This is a genomic window from Frankia torreyi, from assembly GCF_000948395.1.
In the GTDB taxonomy this organism is placed as follows: Bacteria; Actinomycetota; Actinomycetes; order Frankiales; family Frankiaceae; genus Frankia; species Frankia torreyi.
The window spans coordinates 58,747-78,533 of sequence record NZ_JYFN01000017.1; the positions used below are offsets into that span (position 1 = coordinate 58,747).

A 19,787-nucleotide genomic window follows, 5' to 3' on the forward strand; every position below is an offset into this window, starting at 1 on the left:
ACGTGTCAGACGCAGCCCAGGACCTGGAACAGGTCGCGATCGTCGGGATGGCCGGGCGCTTCCCCGCGGCCCCCGACGTCGACGCCTTCTGGACCAACCTCACGCAGGGTCGGGAGAGCATCGCCGTCCTGTCCGACGAGGAGCTGCTCGCCTCGGGCGTCGATCCCGCCCTGCTGGAACTGCCCAACTACGTCAGGGCCAAGGGAGTGCTGGAGGACGCGGACCTGTTCGACGCGGGCTTCTTCGGTTTCTCCCCCCGGGAGGCGCAGCTGCTGGACCCGCAGCACCGGGTGTTCCTCGAATGCGCGTGGCAGGCGGTGGAATCGGCGGTCGGCGACCCCCGCGCCTTCGGTGGGCGGATCGGCGTGTTCGCCGGCGCCAGCCTCAACTCCTATCTGCTGTTCAACGTGATGGCCGACCCGCGGGCGGTGGAGTCCAGCGCCGCCTACCAGACCCTGCTCGCCAGCGACAAGGACTTCCTCGCCACCCGGACGTCCTACAAGCTCGACCTGCGCGGCCCCGGCATCACCGTCCAGACGGCCTGCTCCACCTCGCTGACGGCGGTGCACCTCGCCTGCCAGAGCCTGCTCAACGGCGAATGCGACCTCGCCCTCGCCGGCGGCGTGTCGGTCGGTGTCCCGCTGCGCGGCGGGTACGTGTACGAGCCGGGCGGGATCCTCTCGCCGGACGGGCACTGCCGCGCGTTCGACGAGGGCGCGGGCGGCACCGTGCCGGGCAACGGCGTGGGCATCGTCGTGCTGCGCAGGCTCAGCGAGGCCGTCGAGAACGGCGACGACGTGCGGGCGGTCATTCGCGGCACGGCGGTCAACAACGACGGGTCGCTCAAGGCCGGCTACACCGCCCCCAGCGTCGACGGCCAGACCGAGGTCATCGCGGAGGCGCTGGCCGTGGCCGACGTCGATCCCGCCACCATCGAGTACGTCGAGACCCACGGCACCGGCACGGCGCTCGGCGACCCCATCGAGATCGCCGCGCTGACCCGGGCCTTTCGCGAGCACACGCAGGACACCGGCTTCTGCGCGATCGGATCGGTCAAGAGCAACGTCGGTCACCTCGACGCCGCCGCCGGCGTCACCGCCCTGATCAAGGCCACTCTCGCGCTGCGCAACGAGGCCATCCCGGCGACGCTCGGCTGCACCGCCCCGAGCCCCGGGCTCGAGCTCGACAAGAGCCCGTTCTTCGTCAACACGCGCCTGCGGCCGTGGCCGCGGCGGGCGACGTCGCCGCGCCGGGCCGGGGTCAGCGCCTTCGGCATCGGCGGTACCAACGTGCACGTCGTGCTGGAGGAGGCCCCCGGCCGTGCGGCCGCCGCGACCGAGGCTCACGACCCTGGCCAGGCGCGGGCGGTCCGCCTGCTGCCGATCTCCGGAAGAACCCCGGCGGCACTGGCGGCCAACGCCGGGCGGCTGGCCGACCACCTCGCGGCGCACCCGGACGCCGACCTCGGCGATGTCGCCTTCACCCTGGCGAACCGCAGGGCCTTCGAACGCCGCCAGGCCGTGGTCTGCCGGGACGTGGACGACGCCGTCGCCTCACTGCGCCGGCTGCACCGCACGGGCGGGTCCGACTCCGCCACGGCCGACGGAACCGAGGTCCCGGTCGCCTTCCTCTTCCCCGGACAGGGCGCGCAGTACGTCGACATGGCCCGCGACCTGTACCGCCACGAGCCGCTGTTCGCGGCGGAGCTCGACCGGACCGCGCGGCTGTTCACCGGCCACCTCGGAGCGGACCTGCGTGACCTGCTGTTCGTCCCCGACGACGAGCCGGACGCGCGGGAGGCTGCGGCGCGCCGGCTGGAGCAGACCGCGATCACCCAGCCGGTCATGTTCGCGGTCGAGTACGCGCTGGCCCGGCTGTGGACCGCCTGGGGCGTGCGGCCCGCGGCGATGGTCGGGCACAGCGTCGGCGAGTACACGGCGGCCTGCCTGGCGGGGGTGTTCTCGCTGGAGGACGCCGTCCGCCTGGTCGCCGAGCGCGGCCGCCTGGTCCAGGCGATGCCCGCCGGCGCCATGCTCGCGGTGTTCCTGCCCGAGCGCGAGCTCACCGCCAGGCTCGGGGACGACCTGTGCGTGGCGGCGGTCAACTCGACCGGGCTGTGCGTGGCGTCCGGCCCCGCCGGGGCGGTGGACGACCTCCACCGGGAGCTGACCGCCGACGGTGTGGCCTGCCGCAGGCTGCGCACCTCGCACGCGTTCCACTCGCCGAGCATGGACGACGCGGTCGCGCCGTTCGTGGACCTGGTCCGCCGGGTCCGCCTGCGCGCCCCGCAGATCCCCTTCTGCTCGAACGTGACCGGAACCTGGATCACCGACCGGGAGGCGACCAGCCCGGAGTACTGGGGCGCCCACCTGCGCGAGGCGGTGCGGTTCGGCGACGCCCTGGACGTGCTTCTCGCCGATCCCGCCATGGTGATGCTGGAGGTGGGGCCGGGGCAGTCGCTCGGCGACTTCGTCCGCCGGCACCGGGCCTACGACGGCCGGACGGTGCTCGGCTCGCTGCGGCATCCCAAGCAGCGGCGCGACGACCGCGACCACCTGCGCAACGGACTCGGCGCCCTGTGGAGCACGGGGGTGCCGGTCGACTGGGCCGCCCACTATGCGGGCGAGGACCGCAGGCGCGTGCCGCTGCCCGGCTACGCCTTCCAGCGGCAGCGCTACTGGATCGAAGCCGGTACGCGACAGGCCCGTGCGCCCGGCGGCCGATCCTCCGGTGTGGAGTCCTCCGGTGCCGGGTTCTCCGGTGCCGGGTTCTCCGGCGTCGGCTGGCGGCGACTGCCCGCGCCGACGGAGCCCGCCGGTCAGGACGATGCCGCGGTGTGGCTGGTGCTGGGCGCCGATCTCGCGCTGGGGCGGGAACTCGCCGAGCGGCTGGAGGCCGAGGGCCGGACGGTCGTCCGGGTGAGTGCGGGCACCGGCGCCGAACCGCGACGCGACGGCGGGTCGTGGTCGCTCGACCCGTCCCGCCGGGACCACCACGGGGCGCTGTTGCGGGCGCTGACCGAGGTCCCGGCGGAACGCGAGCCGAAGTCCGTCCACATCGTGCACCTGTGGAGCCTCGGACACGACCCCCTGGACGGACCGGACGCCGCCCGGCCCGACCCGGCCCGGTTCGCCGCGGCGCGCGCCCTCGGCTTCGACGGCCTGCTCGCGCTGGCGCAGGGGATCGACGACGCCCGCCCGGCGGTCCCCATCGCGATCGACGTGCTCTGCCGCGGCGTTCACAGCGTGACCGGCGAGGAGGCCCTGCAGCCGGAGAACGCGACGCTGCTCGGGCTCTGCACGGTGATCCCGCAGGAGGTCGCGGGCGTGACGTGCCGCACTCTGGACGTGACGGGCGTGGACCCGCGGGCGCCGCGCCAGGAGGCGGTGCTGGCGGTGCGCACGCTCCTCGGCAGGGTCGCCGCCGCCGACGACGATGACGAGGCGGTCGACGAGGCGGTCGGCGAGCTGGCGTTGCGCGGCCGGCACTGGTGGGTCCGCGGCTTCGACCCGGCCCGGCTCGGCTCCGGTCCGGCGCGGCTGCGCGACGGGGGCGTCTACCTGATCACCGGTGGTCTGGGTGGGGTCGGCCTTGCGCTCGCCGAGCACATCGCCGGCGCCGTCGACGGCCCCGTGCTCGGGCTGCTCGGCCGGTCGTCCTTCCCCGCGCAGCAGCAGTGGGTCCCCTGGCTGGACTCCCATGACGAGCAGGATCCGACCAGCGTCCGCATCCGCCGGCTGCGCCGCCTGCAGGAGCTGGGCGCCACCGTGCGCGTGCTGCAGGCGGATGTGACCGACCTGGAGCAGACCGTCCGGGCGGTGCGGGACCTGCGCACGGGCTTCGGCGCCCTGAACGGGGTCGTCCACGCGGCCGGCCGGCCGTCCGTGAGCATGATCGCGGGTAAGTCGCGGGAGGACGCCGACGCGGTGCTGGCGGCCAAGACCCGGGGCACGCTGGTGCTCGACCAGGCCCTGGAACAGGTGCTCGGCCGTCAGGAGCACCCCGGCGAGTGCGACTTCGTCCTGCTGTGCTCGTCGCTGACCGGCCTGCTCGGCGGTCCGGGACAGAGCGACTACGCGGCGGCCAACACGTTCCTGGACGCGTACGCCGAGTGGAAGCGGCAGACGACCGGGGCGCCCTTCACGTCCATCGGGTGGGACACCTGGCGCGGGGTCGGGATGGCCGCCGACCTGGCCGCACGGTTCGGCGGTGACGGCGGCGGGCCGGCCGGGGAACCGACCGGTCACCCGCTGCTCCAGCGGCTGGTGCGCAGGACCGACCAGGCGCGGACCTACCTGACCGTCCTGCGCACGGCCGACAGCTGGATCCTCGACGACCACCGCATCATGGGGCACGGTCTCGTTCCGGGGACGACCTATCTGGAGCTTGTGCGGGCGGCCGTGGCCGAGCAGGCGCGGGGCCGGATCATCGAGCTCCACGACGTGCTGTTCCTGACGCCGATCATTGTGCCGGACGGGCGGCGCCGGGAGATCTACACGACGGTCTCCGCGCACGAGGGCGGCCTGCGTTTCACCGTGCGCAGCCTCGCCGACACCGGGACCGGCCCGGCCTGGCAGGAGCACGCGAGCGGTCTGGTCTCCTTCCACGACGCGGACAGTGAGCAGGCGCGGGACGCGGCGCGCGTGCGCGACCTCGACGCGATCGTGCGGGATCTCGGTGCCACCGAGGTGATCGAGACCGAAGAGAAGATCAAGCGCCGGTTCAAGCTGGACCTGGTCGAGAAGGGCGGTCGGATCGAGTTCGCCTTCGGCCCGCGCTGGCGCTGCCTGCGCAGGATCCTGGTCGGCGACGGCCGGCTGCTCGTCACGCTCGCCCTCGACGAGGAGTTCCTGCCCGACCTCGACGACTACGGCCTGCATCCGGCGCTGCTGGACGTCGCGGGCGCCTCCGCCCGCATCCACGCGCGGGACGTCTTCTACCTGCCCTTCACCTACCGCAGCCTGCGGGTCTCGGCGGGCCTCACCGGCACCGTCCACTGCCTGGTGGAGCGCAGGGACGCGGTGGACGCCTCGGGTGAGACCCTGACCTGCGACTTCGACATCCTCGACCCGCAGGGCCGGTCGCTCGTCCGGATCACCGAGTTCACCATCAAGCGGATCAACGACATCGACGGCCTGCTCGGGCAGATCCAGCGCGCCGTGGAGCAGGCCGAGGCCGAGCAGGACGAGGCCGAGCAGGACGGCGGCGCGGCGGGCGAGGACGCCGTCCCCGGCGCGCTGCGCGCGCTGGGCGAGGGCATGAGCGAGGCCGACGCCGTGGCCGCGTTCGCCCGGATCCTGACCGCGCCGTCCCTGCCCGCGCAGTTGGTGGTCGCCCACACCGATCCCGCGTCCCTGCGACGGCTGGCCCGGTCGATCACGCCCGCGCTGCTGGCCCGCGAGGTGGAGCGGCTCGTCCCGATCGGCGGGACGCATCCGCGGCCCGACCTGGACACGCCGTACGTGGCTGCGGTGACGGGCCCGGAGGAGGCGGTCGCCGGCATCTGGCAGGAGGTGCTCGGCATCGACCGGGTCGGCGTCCACGACGACTTCTTCGCCCTCGGCGGCCACTCCCTGGCCGCCGTCCAGATCGGCGCGAAGATCCAGAGCCGGTTCGGCACCGAGCTGAACCTGCGGACCTTCTTCGACACGCCCACGGTCGCCGGCACGGTCGCCGCGCTCGCGGCGGCGGGGCCGGCGAAGGACGCCGCGCAGGAGGGGATCCGCGCGCGCAGCCGCGATCTGCCCGAAGACGGCGAGACGACCGACCTGGGCGCCCCGGACGGTCTGGACGGTCTGGACGACATCGACGGACTGTCCGACGAGGAGGTGGAAGCGCGACTGCACGCGCTTCTCGCCGCGGAGACGAAACGGCAGGGCGACACCGCATGAGCACCATCGACCTGGGCGGACTGTCACCGGCCGAGAAGCGCGCGCTGCTGGCGGAGCGCCTCAAGGACCGAAAGCGCCGGCAACGGCCGCTGCGCCGGTTCCCCGCCTCGTTCGCCCAGCAGCGCCTGTGGTTCCTGGATCAGCTGACACCCGGCAACGCGGCCTACAACATTCCCGGCGCGCTGCGGCTGCACGGTGCGATCGATCTGGACCTGTGGCGGCGGGCCTGCGCCGAGATCGTGCGGCGGCACGAGTCGCTGCGCACCACCTTCGAGGAGGTCGACGGGGAACCGGTCCAGGTGATCGCCGAGACCGGCGAGCCCGAGTTCGACGTCGTCGAGTGCGGGCACCTGGCGGGGCCGCAGGGCGACGTCGAGATCACCAGGCTCGCCCGCGCGGAGTTCGCGCGCCCTTTCGACCTGCGCACCGGCCCGCTGCTACGGGTGAAGTTCCTGCGGCTGCGTTCCGACGAGCATGTCCTGCTGCTCACCATGCATCACATCGTCGGCGACCTGTGGTCGACCTCCGTCGCCTTCGCCGAGCTCGTCGCGCTGTACGGGGCCTTCCAGGCCGGCGGCGAGGCCGCGAACGCGCTGCCCGACGACCTGCCCGTCCAGTACGCCGACTACGCGGTGTGGCAGCGTGAGCGGCTCGACGGCGGTGCGCTCGCCGATGACCTGGCCTACTGGACGCAGGCGCTGCAGGGCGCTCCGGCCGCGCTGGAACTGCCGACCGACCGTCCCCGTCCGGCCGTGCAGGGCGTCCACGGGGCCTCGCGTCCGTTCCGGCTCTCCGCGCACACCATGGACGCCGTACGCGAGCTGAGTCGCGGCGCCGGTGCGACCCCGTTCATGACCCTGCTCGCCGCCTTCGGGGTGCTGCTGCACCGCTACAGCCGCACGGACGACATCGTCGTCGGGGTGCCGGTGGCGGGCCGGGTCCGGCCGGAGGTCGAGCGGCTGATCGGGTTGTTCGTCAACATGCTCGCCCTGCGGACCGACCTGTCGGGCGAGCCGACCTTCCGGGAACTGGTGGCCCGGGTCCGGCGGACCTGCCTCGACGGCTTCGCGCACCAGGAGCTGCCGTTCGAGCGGCTGGTGGAGGAGCTGCACCCGCGCCGGGACCTGTCGCGCTCCCCGGTCTTCCAGGTCTCGTTCATCTTCCAGAACATCCCTCTTCCCGAGTTCGACGGGATCGGGCTGCGGGTGGAACCGGTCGAGATCGAGACCGTCACCTCCCGCTTCGACCTGACGCTTGAGGTCTTCGACCGGCCGGATGGGCTTCGCGGCTGGCTCGAGTACAACAGCGACCTGTTCGACGCGGCCACCGTCCAGCGCCTGTCGGAGCAGCTGGAACTGCTGGTGACCCGGCTCGTCGCCGACCCCGACGAGCCGGTGGCGCGGGTTGCGATGCTGACCGCCGAGCAGGAGCGACGGCTCCGGCTGGAATGGAACGACACCCGCCGGGACTGGCCGCAACCGCTGCTTACGCACGAGCGGTTCGCCCGCCAGGCCGCGCTGACGCCGGACGCCGAGGCGGTGCGCGCCGACGACGGCGTCCTGACCTACGGCGAGCTCGACCGGCGCGCCAACCGGCTCGCGCACCGGCTCGAACGGCTCGGCGTCGGTCGGGACACGCTGGTCGGCATCTGCCTGGAGCGCTCGACCGAAATGGTCGTGGCGATGCTCGCGGTGCTGAAGGCCGGGGGCGCGTATGTGCCGTTGGACCTGACCTTCCCGCCGGACCGGCTGACGTTCATGGTGGCGGACTCCCGGCTGCCGGTGCTGGTGACCCGGCGGCGCGTGCTGGCCGAGGCGAACGAACTGGGGACGGCCGAGGCGCAGGTGTTGTGCCTGGACGAGGCCGGGCTCGACGCGGAGTCGGACGGCCCCCTGCACGCGCCCGTCGCCGCGGCGGACCTCGCCTACGTCATCTACACGTCGGGCTCGACCGGGCGTCCCAAGGGTGTGCAGATCCCGCACGGGGCGCTCGCGAACTTCCTGAGGGCAATGAAGGAGCGGCCGGGCATCGAGCCCGACGACGTGCTGCTCGCCGTCACCACCCTGTCGTTCGACATCTCGATGCTGGAGATTCTGCTTCCGCTCGTCGAGGGCGCCCGGGTGGTCCTGGCCAGCCGTGAGGTCGCCGCCGACGGCGAACGGCTGGCGGCGGTGCTGGCGACCTCCGGCGCCACCATGATGCAGGCGACACCGTCCACGTGGCGGATGCTGCTCGATGCCGGCTGGCCGGGCCGAGGCGGGATGCGGGTCCTGACGGGCGGGGAGGCGCTGCCCGCCGAGCTCGCCGAGCGGCTGCTGGCCACGGGCGTGACCCTGTGGAACATGTACGGGCCGACCGAGACCACCATCTGGTCGTCCGTCGCGCGGATCGACGCCGGACCGGTCAGGCTCGGCGAACCGATCGCCAACACCGAGCTGCACGTGCTCGACGACCTGGACCGGCCGGCCCCGCTCGGCGTGCCCGGCGAGCTGTGCATCGGCGGCGCGGGTCTGGCCAGGGGCTACCTGGGGCGGCCCGAGCTGACCGCGGAGAAGTTCGTCGCGCACCCCTTCGAGACCGGTCTGGGCGACCGGCTGTACCGCACCGGCGATCTGGTCCGCCGGCTGTCCGACGGCTCGCTGGAGTTCCTGGGCCGGCTGGACCACCAGGTGAAGCTGCGGGGCTTCCGGATCGAGCTCGGCGAGATCGAGTCCGTGCTGGCCAGGCAGCCCGCGGTCGGCCAGGCGGCGGTGGTGATCCGCCAGGATGTTCCCGGGGACCAGCGTCTCGTGGCCTACCTCGTGCCGACGGCGGACGCCCTGGACCGGCCCGCCGTCATTGCCGGGCTGCGTGCCGCGCTGGGCGCGACGCTGCCCGACTACATGATCCCGTCCGTCTTCGTGTTCCTCGATGCGCTGCCGCTGACGCCGAACAACAAGATCGACCGCGGGGCGCTGCCCGTGCCCGACGGCGGCCTCACCGATCTGGGCGCGCACTACGTCGCGCCCCGCGACGAGGCCGAGGCGAGGCTGTGCACGCTGTTCGCGGGGGTGCTCGGCCTGCCCGAGGTCGGGATCGACAACGACTTCTTCGAGCTGGGCGGGCACTCGCTGCTGGCCACCCGCCTGATCGCCCAGATCCGCACCGCCTTCGCGGCCGAACTACAGGTGCGGACCCTGTTCCAGCATCCGACCGTGGCCCGTCTGGCCCCGTGTCTGCGACGCGCCGGGACGGCTCGACCGGCGCTGCGTCCAGCGGTCCGGCCGGACCCCCTGCCGCTGTCGTTCGCCCAGCGCCGCCTGTGGTTCCTGCACCACCTGGAAGGGCCCTCGGCCACCTACAACATTCCGATCGCGCTGCGACTGACCGGCCCGCTGGACGTCGACGCGATGCGTGCCGCGCTGGCGGACGTGGTCGCCCGGCACGAGACGCTGCGTACCGTCTTCCCGGACACCGACGGGGTGCCGTACCAGCGCATCCTGCGCCCCGAGCAGAGCCGCCCGCGCCTGGAGGTGACCGCCGTCGGGGCGGCCGACCTGGCGGCGGCGGTCGGCGCCGCGGCCCGGTACGCCTTCGACCTGGCCGTCGAGGCGCCCATCCACGCCCGGCTGTTCGCGCTCGGTCCCGACGAGCACGTGCTGGTGCTGGTCGTCCACCACATCGCGGCCGACGCGTGGTCGCTGGCGCCGCTGGGCCGTGACCTGGCCGTCGCCTACGCCGCCCGTCGGGAGGGCCGGGCCGTGGCCCAGCCGCCGCTGTCGGTGCAGTACGCCGACTACACGCTGTGGCAGCACGCCCTGCTCGGTGACCAGGACGGCCCCGGCAGCCGGTGGGCCGACCAGCTCGGCTACTGGCGCAAGGCGCTGGAGGGGCTGCCGGAGCGGATCGCCCTGCCCACCGACCGCCCGCATCCGCCGCAGGCCTCCCTGCGCGGACGGACCCTCGCCTTCGAATGGGACACCGATCTGCACGCCGGCCTGACGAGCCTCGCCCGGTCCGGTGGGTCCAGCACGTTCATGGTCGTCAACGCGGCGCTGGCCGCGCTGCTCGGCCGGATGGGCGCCGGCGAGGACATCCCGATCGGCGCCGCCATCGCCGGGCGCACCGACTCCGCTGCCGAGGACCTCGTCGGCTTCTTCGTCAACACCCTGGTCCTGCGGGTGGACCTCGCCGACGCCCCGACCTTCCGCGACCTGCTCGCCCGGGTGCGGGAGACCGGCCTGGACGCCTACGCCAACCAGGACGTCCCCTTCGAGTACCTCGTCGACGCGGTCAACCCCACCCGCTCCCTGGCGCACCACCCGCTCGTCCAGGTCATGATCGCCTGGCAGAACACCCCGGACGCCGCGCTCGACCTGCCGGGGCTGCGGGTGCAGCCGATGCCCGCGGCCACCGGCACCGCCCGGATGGACCTGGCGTTCACGCTGGCCGAGCGGCCGCGGGACGGCGGGATCGACGGCACGGTCGAGTTCAACACCGATGTCTTCGACCCCACCACCGTCGAGTCCCTGCTGGACCGGCTGCGCCGGCTTCTGCGGGCGGTGACCGCCGACCCCGACCTGCCGATCACCGGGATCGACCTGCTCGGCCGGGACGAGCGGCACCGGCTGCTGACCGGGTGGAACGACACCGCCCAGCCGTTGCCGCGGGCCACCCTGCGGGAGCTGTTCGAGGCCCAGGTGGCACGCGATCCGCGGGGCGTCGCGGTCCGCGGCGCCGACACCACGCTGACCTACGCGCGACTCGATGCGGTGGCCGGCCGGCTGGCCGGGCGGCTGGCGGAACTCGGGGTGCGCGCCGGGAGCCGGGTGGCGATCCTGCAGGGACGCTCGGTCGACCTGGTCGTGTCCGTCCTGGCCGTCGTCAAGGCCGGCGGCGTGTACGTGCCGCTGGACGACAGGTACCCGCCGTCCCGAATACAGATGATCATGGCGGAGACGCGGGCCTCGGTGCTGCTGGTGGACGGTTCGGCCCGCAGACCTCCGGTGGACGAGGACGTCCACGTCATCACGGTGGACGGTCTCGCGGACGAGTCCGTCGACGAGGGCGCCGTCGCCGCGGCCGGACCGCCCGCCACGGATCCACATCCACATCCACATCCGGATCCGGATCCGGCCTCGGACCCGGACCCGGACCCGGACCCGGACCAGCCGGTCTATGTGATGTACACGTCCGGGTCGACCGGCACCCCGAAGGGCGTGGTGGTCACACATCGTAACGTGGTCGCGCTCGCCCAGGACCGGAGATGGCGGCAGGGCGACCACACGCGGGTGCTGATGCACTCGCCGTCGGCGTTCGACGCCTCGACCTACGAACTGTGGGTTCCGCTGCTGTCCGGCGGCCGGGTGGTTGTGGCGCCACCCGGTGCGCTCGACCCGGAGACGCTGGAGCAGACGGTCCGCGAGCACGGCGTCACCGCGGCGTTCCTGACCACCGCGCTGTTCAACCTCGTCGTCGAGCAGCGCCCCCGCGCCCTCGCCGGGCTGCGCCAGGTGTGGACCGGCGGCGAGGCCGTCTCGCCCGCCGCGTTCGAGCGGGCCCTGCGGACCTGCCCGGATACGAGGTTCGTGCACGTCTACGGCCCGACCGAGACCACGACCTTCGCCACCTGCCACCCCACCCGCGGACCGGTGCACTCGACCGTGCCGATCGGCCGGCCCATGGACAACACTCGGGTGTATGTGCTTGACGGCGGGCTGAAGCCGGTTCCTCCCGGCGTCCCCGGCGAGCTGTTCATCGGGGGAGCAGGCGTCGCGCAGGGGTATCTGGAGCGTCCGGAGCTGACCAGGGAGCGCTTTCTGGCCGATCCCTACGGCGAGGCGGGCGCCCGGTTGTACCGCACCGGCGATCTGGTCCGTTGGACCTCCGAAGGAGTACTGGAGTTCGTCGGCCGCACCGACGACCAGGTGAAGATCCGGGGTTTCCGGATCGAGCCGGGCGAGATCGAGGCGGTTCTCGCCGCCCACCCGGCGGTGGGACAGGCCGCCGTGGTCGTCCGCGAGGACCGTCCCGGGGACAGGCGGCTGGTGGGGTACGTGGTGCCCGCGGAGTCGGTGCGGGGCGGCGTCGACCCGGCCGAGCTGCGGGACTTCCTCGCCGAACGGCTGCCGCAGTACATGGTCCCGGCCGCCGTCGTGCTCCTCGGCGAGCTGCCGCTGACCCCCAACGAGAAACTGGACCGGTCCGCGCTGCCCGCCCCCGACTACGGCACGGCCACGACCGAGTCGCGCGACCCGGCCACCCCCGCCGAGGAACTGCTGTGCGCGGCGTTCGCCGAGATCCTCGGCCTTGCCCGGGTCGGCGTCCACGACGACTTCTTCGAACTCGGCGGCAACTCCCTGCTGGCGACCCGGCTGGTGTCCCAGCTTCGCTCGGTGCACGGGATCCACCTGCCGATCCGAGACCTGTTCGACAACCCGACCGTCGCCCGGCTGGCCGCGCGGACCGAGGCGCGGGAGGTCCACGCGCCCGCCATGGAGGCCATCGCGCCGCTCGCCGACCGCGGCGGTGCCGTCCCGCTCTCCTTCGCCCAGGAATGGCTGTGCGCGAACCACCCGGTGGCCGCGGACGATCCGTACCACAACGTCCTGACCGCCGTGACGCTCAGGGGCGAACTCGACGACAGGGCGCTGCGTCGCAGCCTGGACGACATCGTGCTGCGGCACGAGGCGCTGCGGATCCGGGTCGTCGACGGCCCGGCCGGCTGGTACCAGACGGCCAGGCCCACCGGCGGGTGGCCGCTGACCGTCGTCGATCTGCGGGACCACGACGAGACCGCCCGCTTCGAGGAACTGCGCCGGCTGATCGGGACCGAGGAGCGCCGCGCCTTCAGGATCGGGGACGAGCCGCTGCTACGCGGCGCTCTGGTGCGGCTGACCGCGGACGAGAGCGTGCTGATCTTCGTGATCCACCATCTGGTCACCGACAACTGGGCCTACGGCGTGCTGGTCCGCGAGCTGTGCGAGCTGTACGAGGCGCACACGCTCGGCCGGCCGTCCCGGCTGCCCGAGATCGAGGTGCAGTACCTGGACTACGCCGCCTGGCAGCGGCGGCGGCTGGCCGACGGCGCGCTCGACGACCACATCGGCTACTGGCGGCGGCGCCTGGCCGGCCTTCCGGCCCCGCTGGACCTGACCGTGCCGGACCACCAGCGGATCGCCGCGACCTCCGGCCACACCCGGGGCTTCGTGCTCGACGCCGCGGCGGCCAGGGGCCTGGCCGAGCTCGCCCAGGCCGAGGAGGCGAGCCTGTTCATGGTGCTGATGGCGGCCTTCCACCTGCTGCTGGCCGCCTATGCCGACAGCGACGACATCGTCGTGGCCTTCCCGGTGGCCGGGCGCGACCGGCCGGAGACCGAGCAGATGATGGGTTTCTTTGTCAACCATCTGCTGGTGCGGACGGACCTGTCCGGCGCCCCCACGTTCCGGGACCTGGTCCGCCAGGTCCGCNACGAGACGCTCGGCGGCTATGGGCATCAGGACGTCCCGGTCTGGTCTCTCGACGAGGTCACCGACGCCGCCCGCAGCCCGTTCGCGATCGCGTTCAACCTGCTCAACGCCGAGGTGCCGGCCCTGGACCTGCACGGTCTGGCGGCCTCGCCGCTGGAGCTGAACATCGGCGACGACTACGTCTTCTCCGAGGTCATCATCACCATGGAGCCCTCCGCGGTCGACCTGACGCTGATCATGCGCGAGGACGGCGACGAACTGCGCGGCATGTGGCTGTACTCGTCCGAGCACATCGATCCCGTGGCGATGGCGGTGCTCATGGACCGATGGGCGCCGCTGCTCGGGCTGGTGGTGGATGACCCGGAACGCGAGGTCGGGGAGCTGCGCGACCTGCTCCGGGCGACCGTGCTCACCGCTCACCGGGACCGCCCGGGCGCCCCGGCCGGTGAGACGGTCTGACCGATGATCCTCTTCAGCTATCTGCTGCGATCGTCGCGACGCGCCTTCCTGCTGGCCGTCGCCGCGAGCGTGGTCAGCGGCGCGACCGGCGCCGCGTTCATCGCGGTCGTCAACCAGGCGCTCGGACATCCGGCGGACGCCTCGGCGGCGCTGATCCTGGCGTTCACCGCGCTCTGCCTGGTCACCGTCGTGACCCGGTTCGTCTCGCAGCACCTGCTGTTCCGGTTGTCCCAGGGCGTCCTGTCCGGCCTGCGCCGCAGGCTCGTCGACGACATTCTGGGCGCCCGGCTGCGCACCGTCGAGAAGATCGGCACCGCGCCGCTGTACTCGGCGTTGTCGGACGACGTGGTCGTGATCGCCGACGCGCTGCCCGGGCTGCCCATCGTGTGCTCCAGCGTCGCCTTCACCATCGTGTGCCTGGTGTACCTGGTGATCGTCTCGCCGACGGCCGCTCTCGCCACACTCGTGGCGGTCGTGGTCGGGGTCGTCGTCTATCGGCTGTTCTCCTCCTCCGGCCTGCGCGCCCTCGCCGCCGCCCGGGAACAGCAGGACCTTCTGTTCGAGCACTTTCGCGGCGTCACCGAGGGGATCAAGGAGCTGAAGCTCAACCGCAGGCGGCGCGAGGTGCTGGCCGGGACCGAACTGAACGCGACGGCGGACTCCTACCGCCGGCACAGTGTCGTGGGCCTGTCGGTCTTCGAGGGCGCGGCGGCCAGCGGGCAGGCCGTGTTCTTCGGGCTCATCGGGGTGCTGCTGTTCGTCCTGCCCGCGTACACGGCGATCTCGGCGAAGACGCTGACCGACAGCGTGCTCGTCGTGCTGTTCCTGGTCTCGAGCCTGCAGGGGGGCCTCACCTGGCTGCCCATGCTCGGCCGCGCGTCCGTGGCGCTGGGCACGATCGAGGAGCGGATCGGCTTGCTGCGGGACGGCGATCGGGAGGACGGCGATCGGGAGGAGGGCGACCGGGATGACGGCGTTCGGGAGGAGTCGGCGAACCGGTCCGGTGCCGGGGCGTCGCCGGACTGGTCACGGCTGCAGTTGTGCGGTGTGTCCCACCGCTATCCGGGACCGGCGGGGGAGGAGTTCGTGCTCGGCCCGCTTGATCTGGAATTCCGGCGCGGAGAGATCGTTTTTGTGGTCGGCGCGAACGGCAGCGGGAAGTCGACGCTCGGCAAGGTCCTCACGGGGCTGTATCCCCCGGAACGCGGCGCGATCCGGGTGGACGGCACCGAGGTCACGGCGGCGAACCGGGACGCCTACCGGCAGCACTTCTCCGCCGTGTTCGCGGACTTCTTCCTGTTCGACAGCCTGCTCGGCCTGCCGGACGGCGGCCGTGCCGAGAAGGCGCGCCACCATCTGAAGCGCCTTGCGCTCGATCACAAGGTGGCCATCGTGGGCGACCGGTTCTCCACGACGGCGCTGTCCCAGGGGCAGCGGAAACGGCTGGCCCTGCTCGCGGCCTACCTCGAGGACCGTCCGTGCTGCCTGTTCGACGAATGGGCGGCGGACCAGGACCCGATGTTCAAGGAGTTCTTCTACACCGAACTCCTGGCGGAGCTGAAGGCCGGCGGCAGGATGGTGATCGTGATCAGCCATGACGACCGCTATTTCCACGTCGCCGACCGGGTCATCCGGCTGGACCAGGGTCAGATCAGACAGGAGGAGAACCCCGATGAACAGCTGGCTGTCAGCCGGACGGGCGCCGAACCCGCACGCTGAGTTCCGGCTTTTCTGCCTGCCCTACGCGGGGGGTGGGGCCGCGGTCTACCGTGGCTGGTCGGACATCGCCCCCGAGGCGCTCGACATCTGCGCGCCGGAACTGCCCGGCCGGGGACGGCGCCTGCAGGAGCCGCCCTTCCTGCGGCTCGCACCCCTGGTCAGGGCCCTCGCGGATCGGCTCACGCCCGCTTTCGACCGCCCCTTCGCGATCTTCGGTCACAGTATGGGGGCACTCATCGCGTTCGAGCTGGCCATGGAGCTGCGCGAGCGGGGAGGGGCGCAACCGGCGCACCTGTTCGTCGCGGCGAAGTCCGCGCCCGGGCGGCAGTCCGGCCGGCCGCCGATCCATGCGGCCTCGGACGCGGCGATGATCCGTGAACTGCGCCGGCTCAACGGAACGCCGCAGGTGCTCCTGGAGAACCGGGAACTGATGGAGCTGATGCTGCCGACGCTGCGGGCGGACTTCTCGCTCGTCGAGACCTATCGGTATCGTGAGCGGCCGCCGCTCGACGTCCCCATCACCATCTTCGGTGGGACCGAGGACCGGCTGGTACCACCGTCGGAACTCGATGAATGGCACGGGCTGTCACGTCGGGGATCGCGCCTGGAAATGTTCCCCGGCGACCACTTCTTCCTGCATTCTGCCGCGACCCGACTGGTGGCTTCGGTCGCCCAGGACCTGGGGCTGTTACCGCGCGCCTCACTCGTCCTTCAGGTCACGACGGGAGAACAGCAGACCGCCGAGTAGCGCGCCCACCACCCCGAGGCCGGTGATGATCGCCGCGCTCGACCAGTCGGGGCCGCCGGCGGGAGCCGGGGCCATGTGGAAGAAGACGGACGTGTCCAACAGCCAGTGACTGAGGTGGACGGTGCCTCCCGCGAACTCGACGAGGACCGACCAGGTCAGGTAGGCGTAGACGACCATCGAGGTGCGCCGTGGCCAGGCACCGAACGCCAGGGTGCCCAGACCCAGCAGGAGCAGCCCGGGCGGGACGACGTTCAGCCCGGCCGTGACCAGCGCACCTGGACGCACCGTGTCGTCCTGACCGGCCGTCCCCACCCAGGCTCCGACCCCCGCGAGCAGGCCGGCGGCGACGAGCAGAAGGCAGGACAGTCCCAGCCGTCCGGCGAGCCACGATGCCCGGCGCACGGGACGGACCAGAAGATTGTCCAGATGCCCCTCGGCCTCCTCGGCCCGGATGGCCGTGCTCTGCCCGGCGGCGACCAGCGCGACCAGGAGCGCGACGACGAGGAAGGTGAGGCCAAGGTAGAGCGCGGCGGACGACCCGTGTCCGCCGAGCCGTCCGATCGCCTGCTCGACGTCCTTCGAACCGGTGGCATCCTCCGTCGAGGACTCGGCGACCGCGCCGAGGAGCACGGAGAACGCGGTGATCACGGGCAGCCAGCCGAGCGCCACCGGCCGTTGCAGGCGCGCGGCGAACCTGGTCGGGCCGCCGAGCAGGGCCAGGCGGGGCCGTGCGGAGTGCCGGTCGGGCAGGGCCGCCGTCCCGACGTCACGGACGCCGACCAGGTGCAGGGCCAGGGCGGCGGCCCCGACCAGCAGGACAAGCGCGGGGAGCAGCGCCGTCGGATTCGGCTCGGTCAGCGGGCGGACCTGCTCGAGCCAGCCGAGCGGACTCAGCCACACCAGCCAGTGCACGCTCGGGTTCGAGTCGGCCACCATCCGCAGGGCGTACGCGACGCCCAGCACCCCGCCCGCCATCGCCGCGGCGGAACGCCGGGTGGCCATGAGCTGGCAGGCGAGGGCTCCGACGGCGAGGAACATCGCCGCGCCGGCCACGAGTGTGACCGAGAGGTACAGGCACTGGCCGAGGCCGAAGTCGACGGTGGAGCGCCGACCGACGGCGATCGTCCCCAGCGCGGTCAGCACGAACATGGCCGCCAGGCCCACGCCGAGCCCGGCGATCGCCTGACCGCCGGCACGGCGGCGCGTCGTCTGACCGGCCAACAGCAGCTCGTAGCGCCCGGACTCCTCGTCACCGCGCAGGAGACGGGTGGCGGTCAGCACACCCCACGCCGACCCGAGCAGGCCCACGATGCCGACGAAGCGCCAGGTGACCCATCCGTCGATGGTGTTGATGGCGTCCGCCTGGCCGAAAATCGCGTTCATGCCGGCGTTCGTCCCGTAGACGCGGGCCATCTGATCGCGTGCTGCCTGGGTGTCGTACTCCGAGGTGTAGGTGACGGTCTGCACGACGATGAACAGGGCGAAGACGAGGCCCCACAGCGCGCCCGACCGGGCGGCGCGGCGGGACACCTGACCGGCCACCACCAGCCGGGGACCGCCGCCGGCGGGTCGCAGAACGCCGGGTCGGGGGAGGGTCAGCTCGGTCATGTCCGGGCCTTCGCGGGGGCCGGGACCTTCCCGGCCGCCGGGGACTGGTCCGGCGCGGCGCCGTCCGGCCCGTAATGGGCGAGGAACAGCTCCTCCAGTGAGGGCTCGCGGCTGAGCAGCTCCCGCACGCCCGAGCCGGTGAGGGCGTCGACGAGGGGTTGGATCGGCCCCCTCAGGTCCAGCCGGGCGCGATGACCGTCCACCACCACCCGGGTCACGCCGGGCACGCGGGTCAGGTCGGGGGGCACACCGTCGAACGTGGCTTCGACCGTCAGGCTGNACAGGTGGCGCATCTCGCCCAGTGTTCCCATCTCGATGAGGCGTCCCTCGCGCAGGATGCTCACCCGGTCGCACAGTGCCTCGACCTCGCTGAGGATGTGCGACGACAGGAACACCGTCTGCCCGGCGTCGCGCGCCTCCCGCACGCTGCGCCGGAACTCCTGCTCCATGAGCGGATCCAGCCCGCTGGTGGGTTCGTCGAGCAGGAGCAGGTCCGGACGGCTCATCAGGGCGGCGATCAGGAGCACCTTCTGCTTGTTGCCCTTGGAGTAGGCCCGCACCTTCTTCGACGGGTCGAGGGCGAAGCGCTCGATCAGCTCGTCGCGGTAGGCGGCGTCGACCCTGCCCTGCACCCGTCCCAGCAGGTGCAGCGCCTCGGCTCCGGTGAGCGACGGCCACAGGTTGGCCTCGCCGGGAACGTACGCCAGGTGCCGGTGGGCCTCCACGGTCCGGCGCTGGCAGTCGTACCCGAAGATCTCGGCCCGCCCGGAGGTCGGCCGCGCGAACCCCAGCAGCAGCCGGATCGTCGTCGTCTTCCCGGCCCCGTTGGGGCCCAGGTAGCCGAGGACCTCGCCGCGGGCGACCTCCAGGTCGAGATCTCGCAGCGCGTGGAACTCGCCGTAACGCTTGCCGAGTCCGACGGCGCGGATAGCGGGTGCCGTCAAGATGTGCGCTCCTCTCGCGTCACCTTGGGGTCGCCTGGCATGTCCTCGTCTCCCGGGTCGTCGGCGGGTAAGTCGGGAACCGTCCAACGCTCCAGCGCGTGACGGACGTCGATGATCCGTGACTCGCCCCAGTCGACCGCCGGGTCGGGCTCCAGGAAGGCGGAGGCGATACTGGCGACGCCGAAGGCCGGAAGCGACCATTCGCCCGGCTCCGACGCGCCGAACGGGCGCGCCGTCATCCGCTGCGCGGCGATGTCCGGGTTGGACAGCGCCATCAGGAACAGCCCCCGCATGCTGGCGCCGAGCAGGCTTGCGAGCGTCTCGAAGGTGGCCGCGAGGCCGGGCCGCAGCCGGTAGCCGAACAGCGCCGCAAGCTGCTCCCAGGACCGCGCGACCCGGGTGGTGTGGTCCCGCTCGGACTGGGCGAGCGCCGCTCCGACCTCGTCACGCAGCTCACTGTCGGTCAGGCTCAGAAACGTCGCATGCAGCGCGACATACGTTCGCCAGTCCGCGGACTCGTAGACGATCTGGAAGTCGAGGAGAGCCAGCTCGCGGAACAGCGTGACGACGAGATCCCGCCGGAGCTCGGGTGTTTCGAACCAGTTCGGCCGCTCGGCGAGCACCCGTCGCAGCAGGGCCACCTCGTCGTGCTCGATCGTGGGGGTGGCGTGCCGGGCCAGCTCGCGCACCACCTCGATGACGAACAGGTCCTTGTACGGCCAGCGACGGTAGACGGCGCTGCGCGAGACACCCGCGTCCCGGATGACGTCTTCCATGCTGATGTGGTCCAGGCTCACCGTCAGCCCGGTGCGGTTCACCATGTCCACGGCCGCACGCAGCATCCGCCGTTCGGTCTCCTGCCCCGACCGGCGGCGACTTCTGCGGCTCAGGCCGCTCAGCTCCCGGGGCTGGGCCCCGCTCCTCGTCCCGTCCGGAGACATCGCAACCTCTGAACTCTGAAATCTGAACT

At 72.5% G+C, this 19,787-nt stretch carries 6 protein-coding genes and 2 pseudogenes; 5 read left to right on the plus strand and 3 right to left on the minus strand.

Annotation, left to right across the window (positions count from 1 at the left end; translation table 11 throughout):
* Positions 1 to 2: 2 nt before the first annotated feature.
* The 5 genes and pseudogenes from FF36_RS12820 (at position 3) to FF36_RS12835 (ending at position 16,265) form a co-directional block, all read left to right on the plus strand.
* On the plus strand, positions 3 to 5,891 hold the full coding sequence (locus FF36_RS12820) for a type I polyketide synthase (RefSeq protein ID WP_052681085.1): 5,889 nt from the start codon (positions 3 to 5) through the stop codon (positions 5,889 to 5,891).
* Positions 5,888 to 13,339: non-ribosomal peptide synthetase (locus FF36_RS12825; protein WP_206778455.1), on the plus strand; the 7,452-nt coding region annotated here is incomplete at its 3' end. The genes FF36_RS12820 and FF36_RS12825, both read left to right, overlap by 4 nt.
* 1 nt (position 13,340) lies before the next feature.
* Positions 13,341 to 13,798: pseudogene (locus tag FF36_RS40795) on the plus strand (hypothetical protein); the annotation flags it as partial.
* Between the two features lie 3 nt (positions 13,799 to 13,801).
* A complete protein-coding gene (locus FF36_RS12830; RefSeq protein ID WP_044885281.1) occupies positions 13,802 to 15,517 on the plus strand; it encodes a cyclic peptide export ABC transporter in 1,716 nt (571 codons plus the stop codon).
* Positions 15,471 to 16,265, plus strand: a complete 795-nt coding sequence (locus tag FF36_RS12835) for a thioesterase II family protein (RefSeq protein ID WP_044885282.1) — start codon at positions 15,471 to 15,473, stop codon at positions 16,263 to 16,265. Before FF36_RS12830 ends, FF36_RS12835 begins: the two co-directional genes overlap by 47 nt.
* On the opposite strand, the gene FF36_RS12840 is transcribed toward FF36_RS12835, so the two are convergent.
* The 3 genes and pseudogenes from FF36_RS12840 to FF36_RS37835 all read right to left on the minus strand — a co-directional run bounded on the left by FF36_RS12840 (position 16,218) and on the right by FF36_RS37835 (position 19,659).
* A complete protein-coding gene (locus FF36_RS12840; protein WP_044885283.1) occupies positions 16,218 to 17,873 on the minus strand; it encodes an ABC transporter permease subunit in 1,656 nt (551 codons plus the stop codon). The two genes, FF36_RS12835 and FF36_RS12840, sit on opposite strands and share 48 nt — an antisense overlap.
* A gap of 280 nt (positions 17,874 to 18,153) precedes the next feature.
* Positions 18,154 to 18,904: pseudogene (locus FF36_RS37830) on the minus strand (ABC transporter ATP-binding protein); the annotation flags it as partial.
* Positions 18,814 to 19,659, minus strand: coding sequence for a TetR/AcrR family transcriptional regulator (locus FF36_RS37835; RefSeq protein WP_063897546.1), 846 nt, complete (start codon positions 19,657 to 19,659; stop codon positions 18,814 to 18,816). The pseudogene FF36_RS37830 and the gene FF36_RS37835, both read right to left, overlap by 91 nt.
* Between the last annotated feature and the right edge of the window lie 128 nt (positions 19,660 to 19,787).

Bases quoted from the DNA above. Each gene is read 5' to 3' on its own strand.
- FF36_RS37835 (WP_063897546.1), bottom strand. From the start codon at position 19,659: ATGCTGCGTGCGGCCGTGGACATGGTGAACCGCACCGGGCTGACGGTG.
- FF36_RS12840 (WP_044885283.1), bottom strand. From the start codon at position 17,873: ATGACCGAGCTGACCCTCCCCCGACCCGGCGTTCTGCGACCCGCCGGC.
- FF36_RS12835 (WP_044885282.1), top strand. From the start codon at position 15,471: ATGAACAGCTGGCTGTCAGCCGGACGGGCGCCGAACCCGCACGCTGAG.
- FF36_RS12830 (WP_044885281.1), top strand. From the start codon at position 13,802: ATGATCCTCTTCAGCTATCTGCTGCGATCGTCGCGACGCGCCTTCCTG.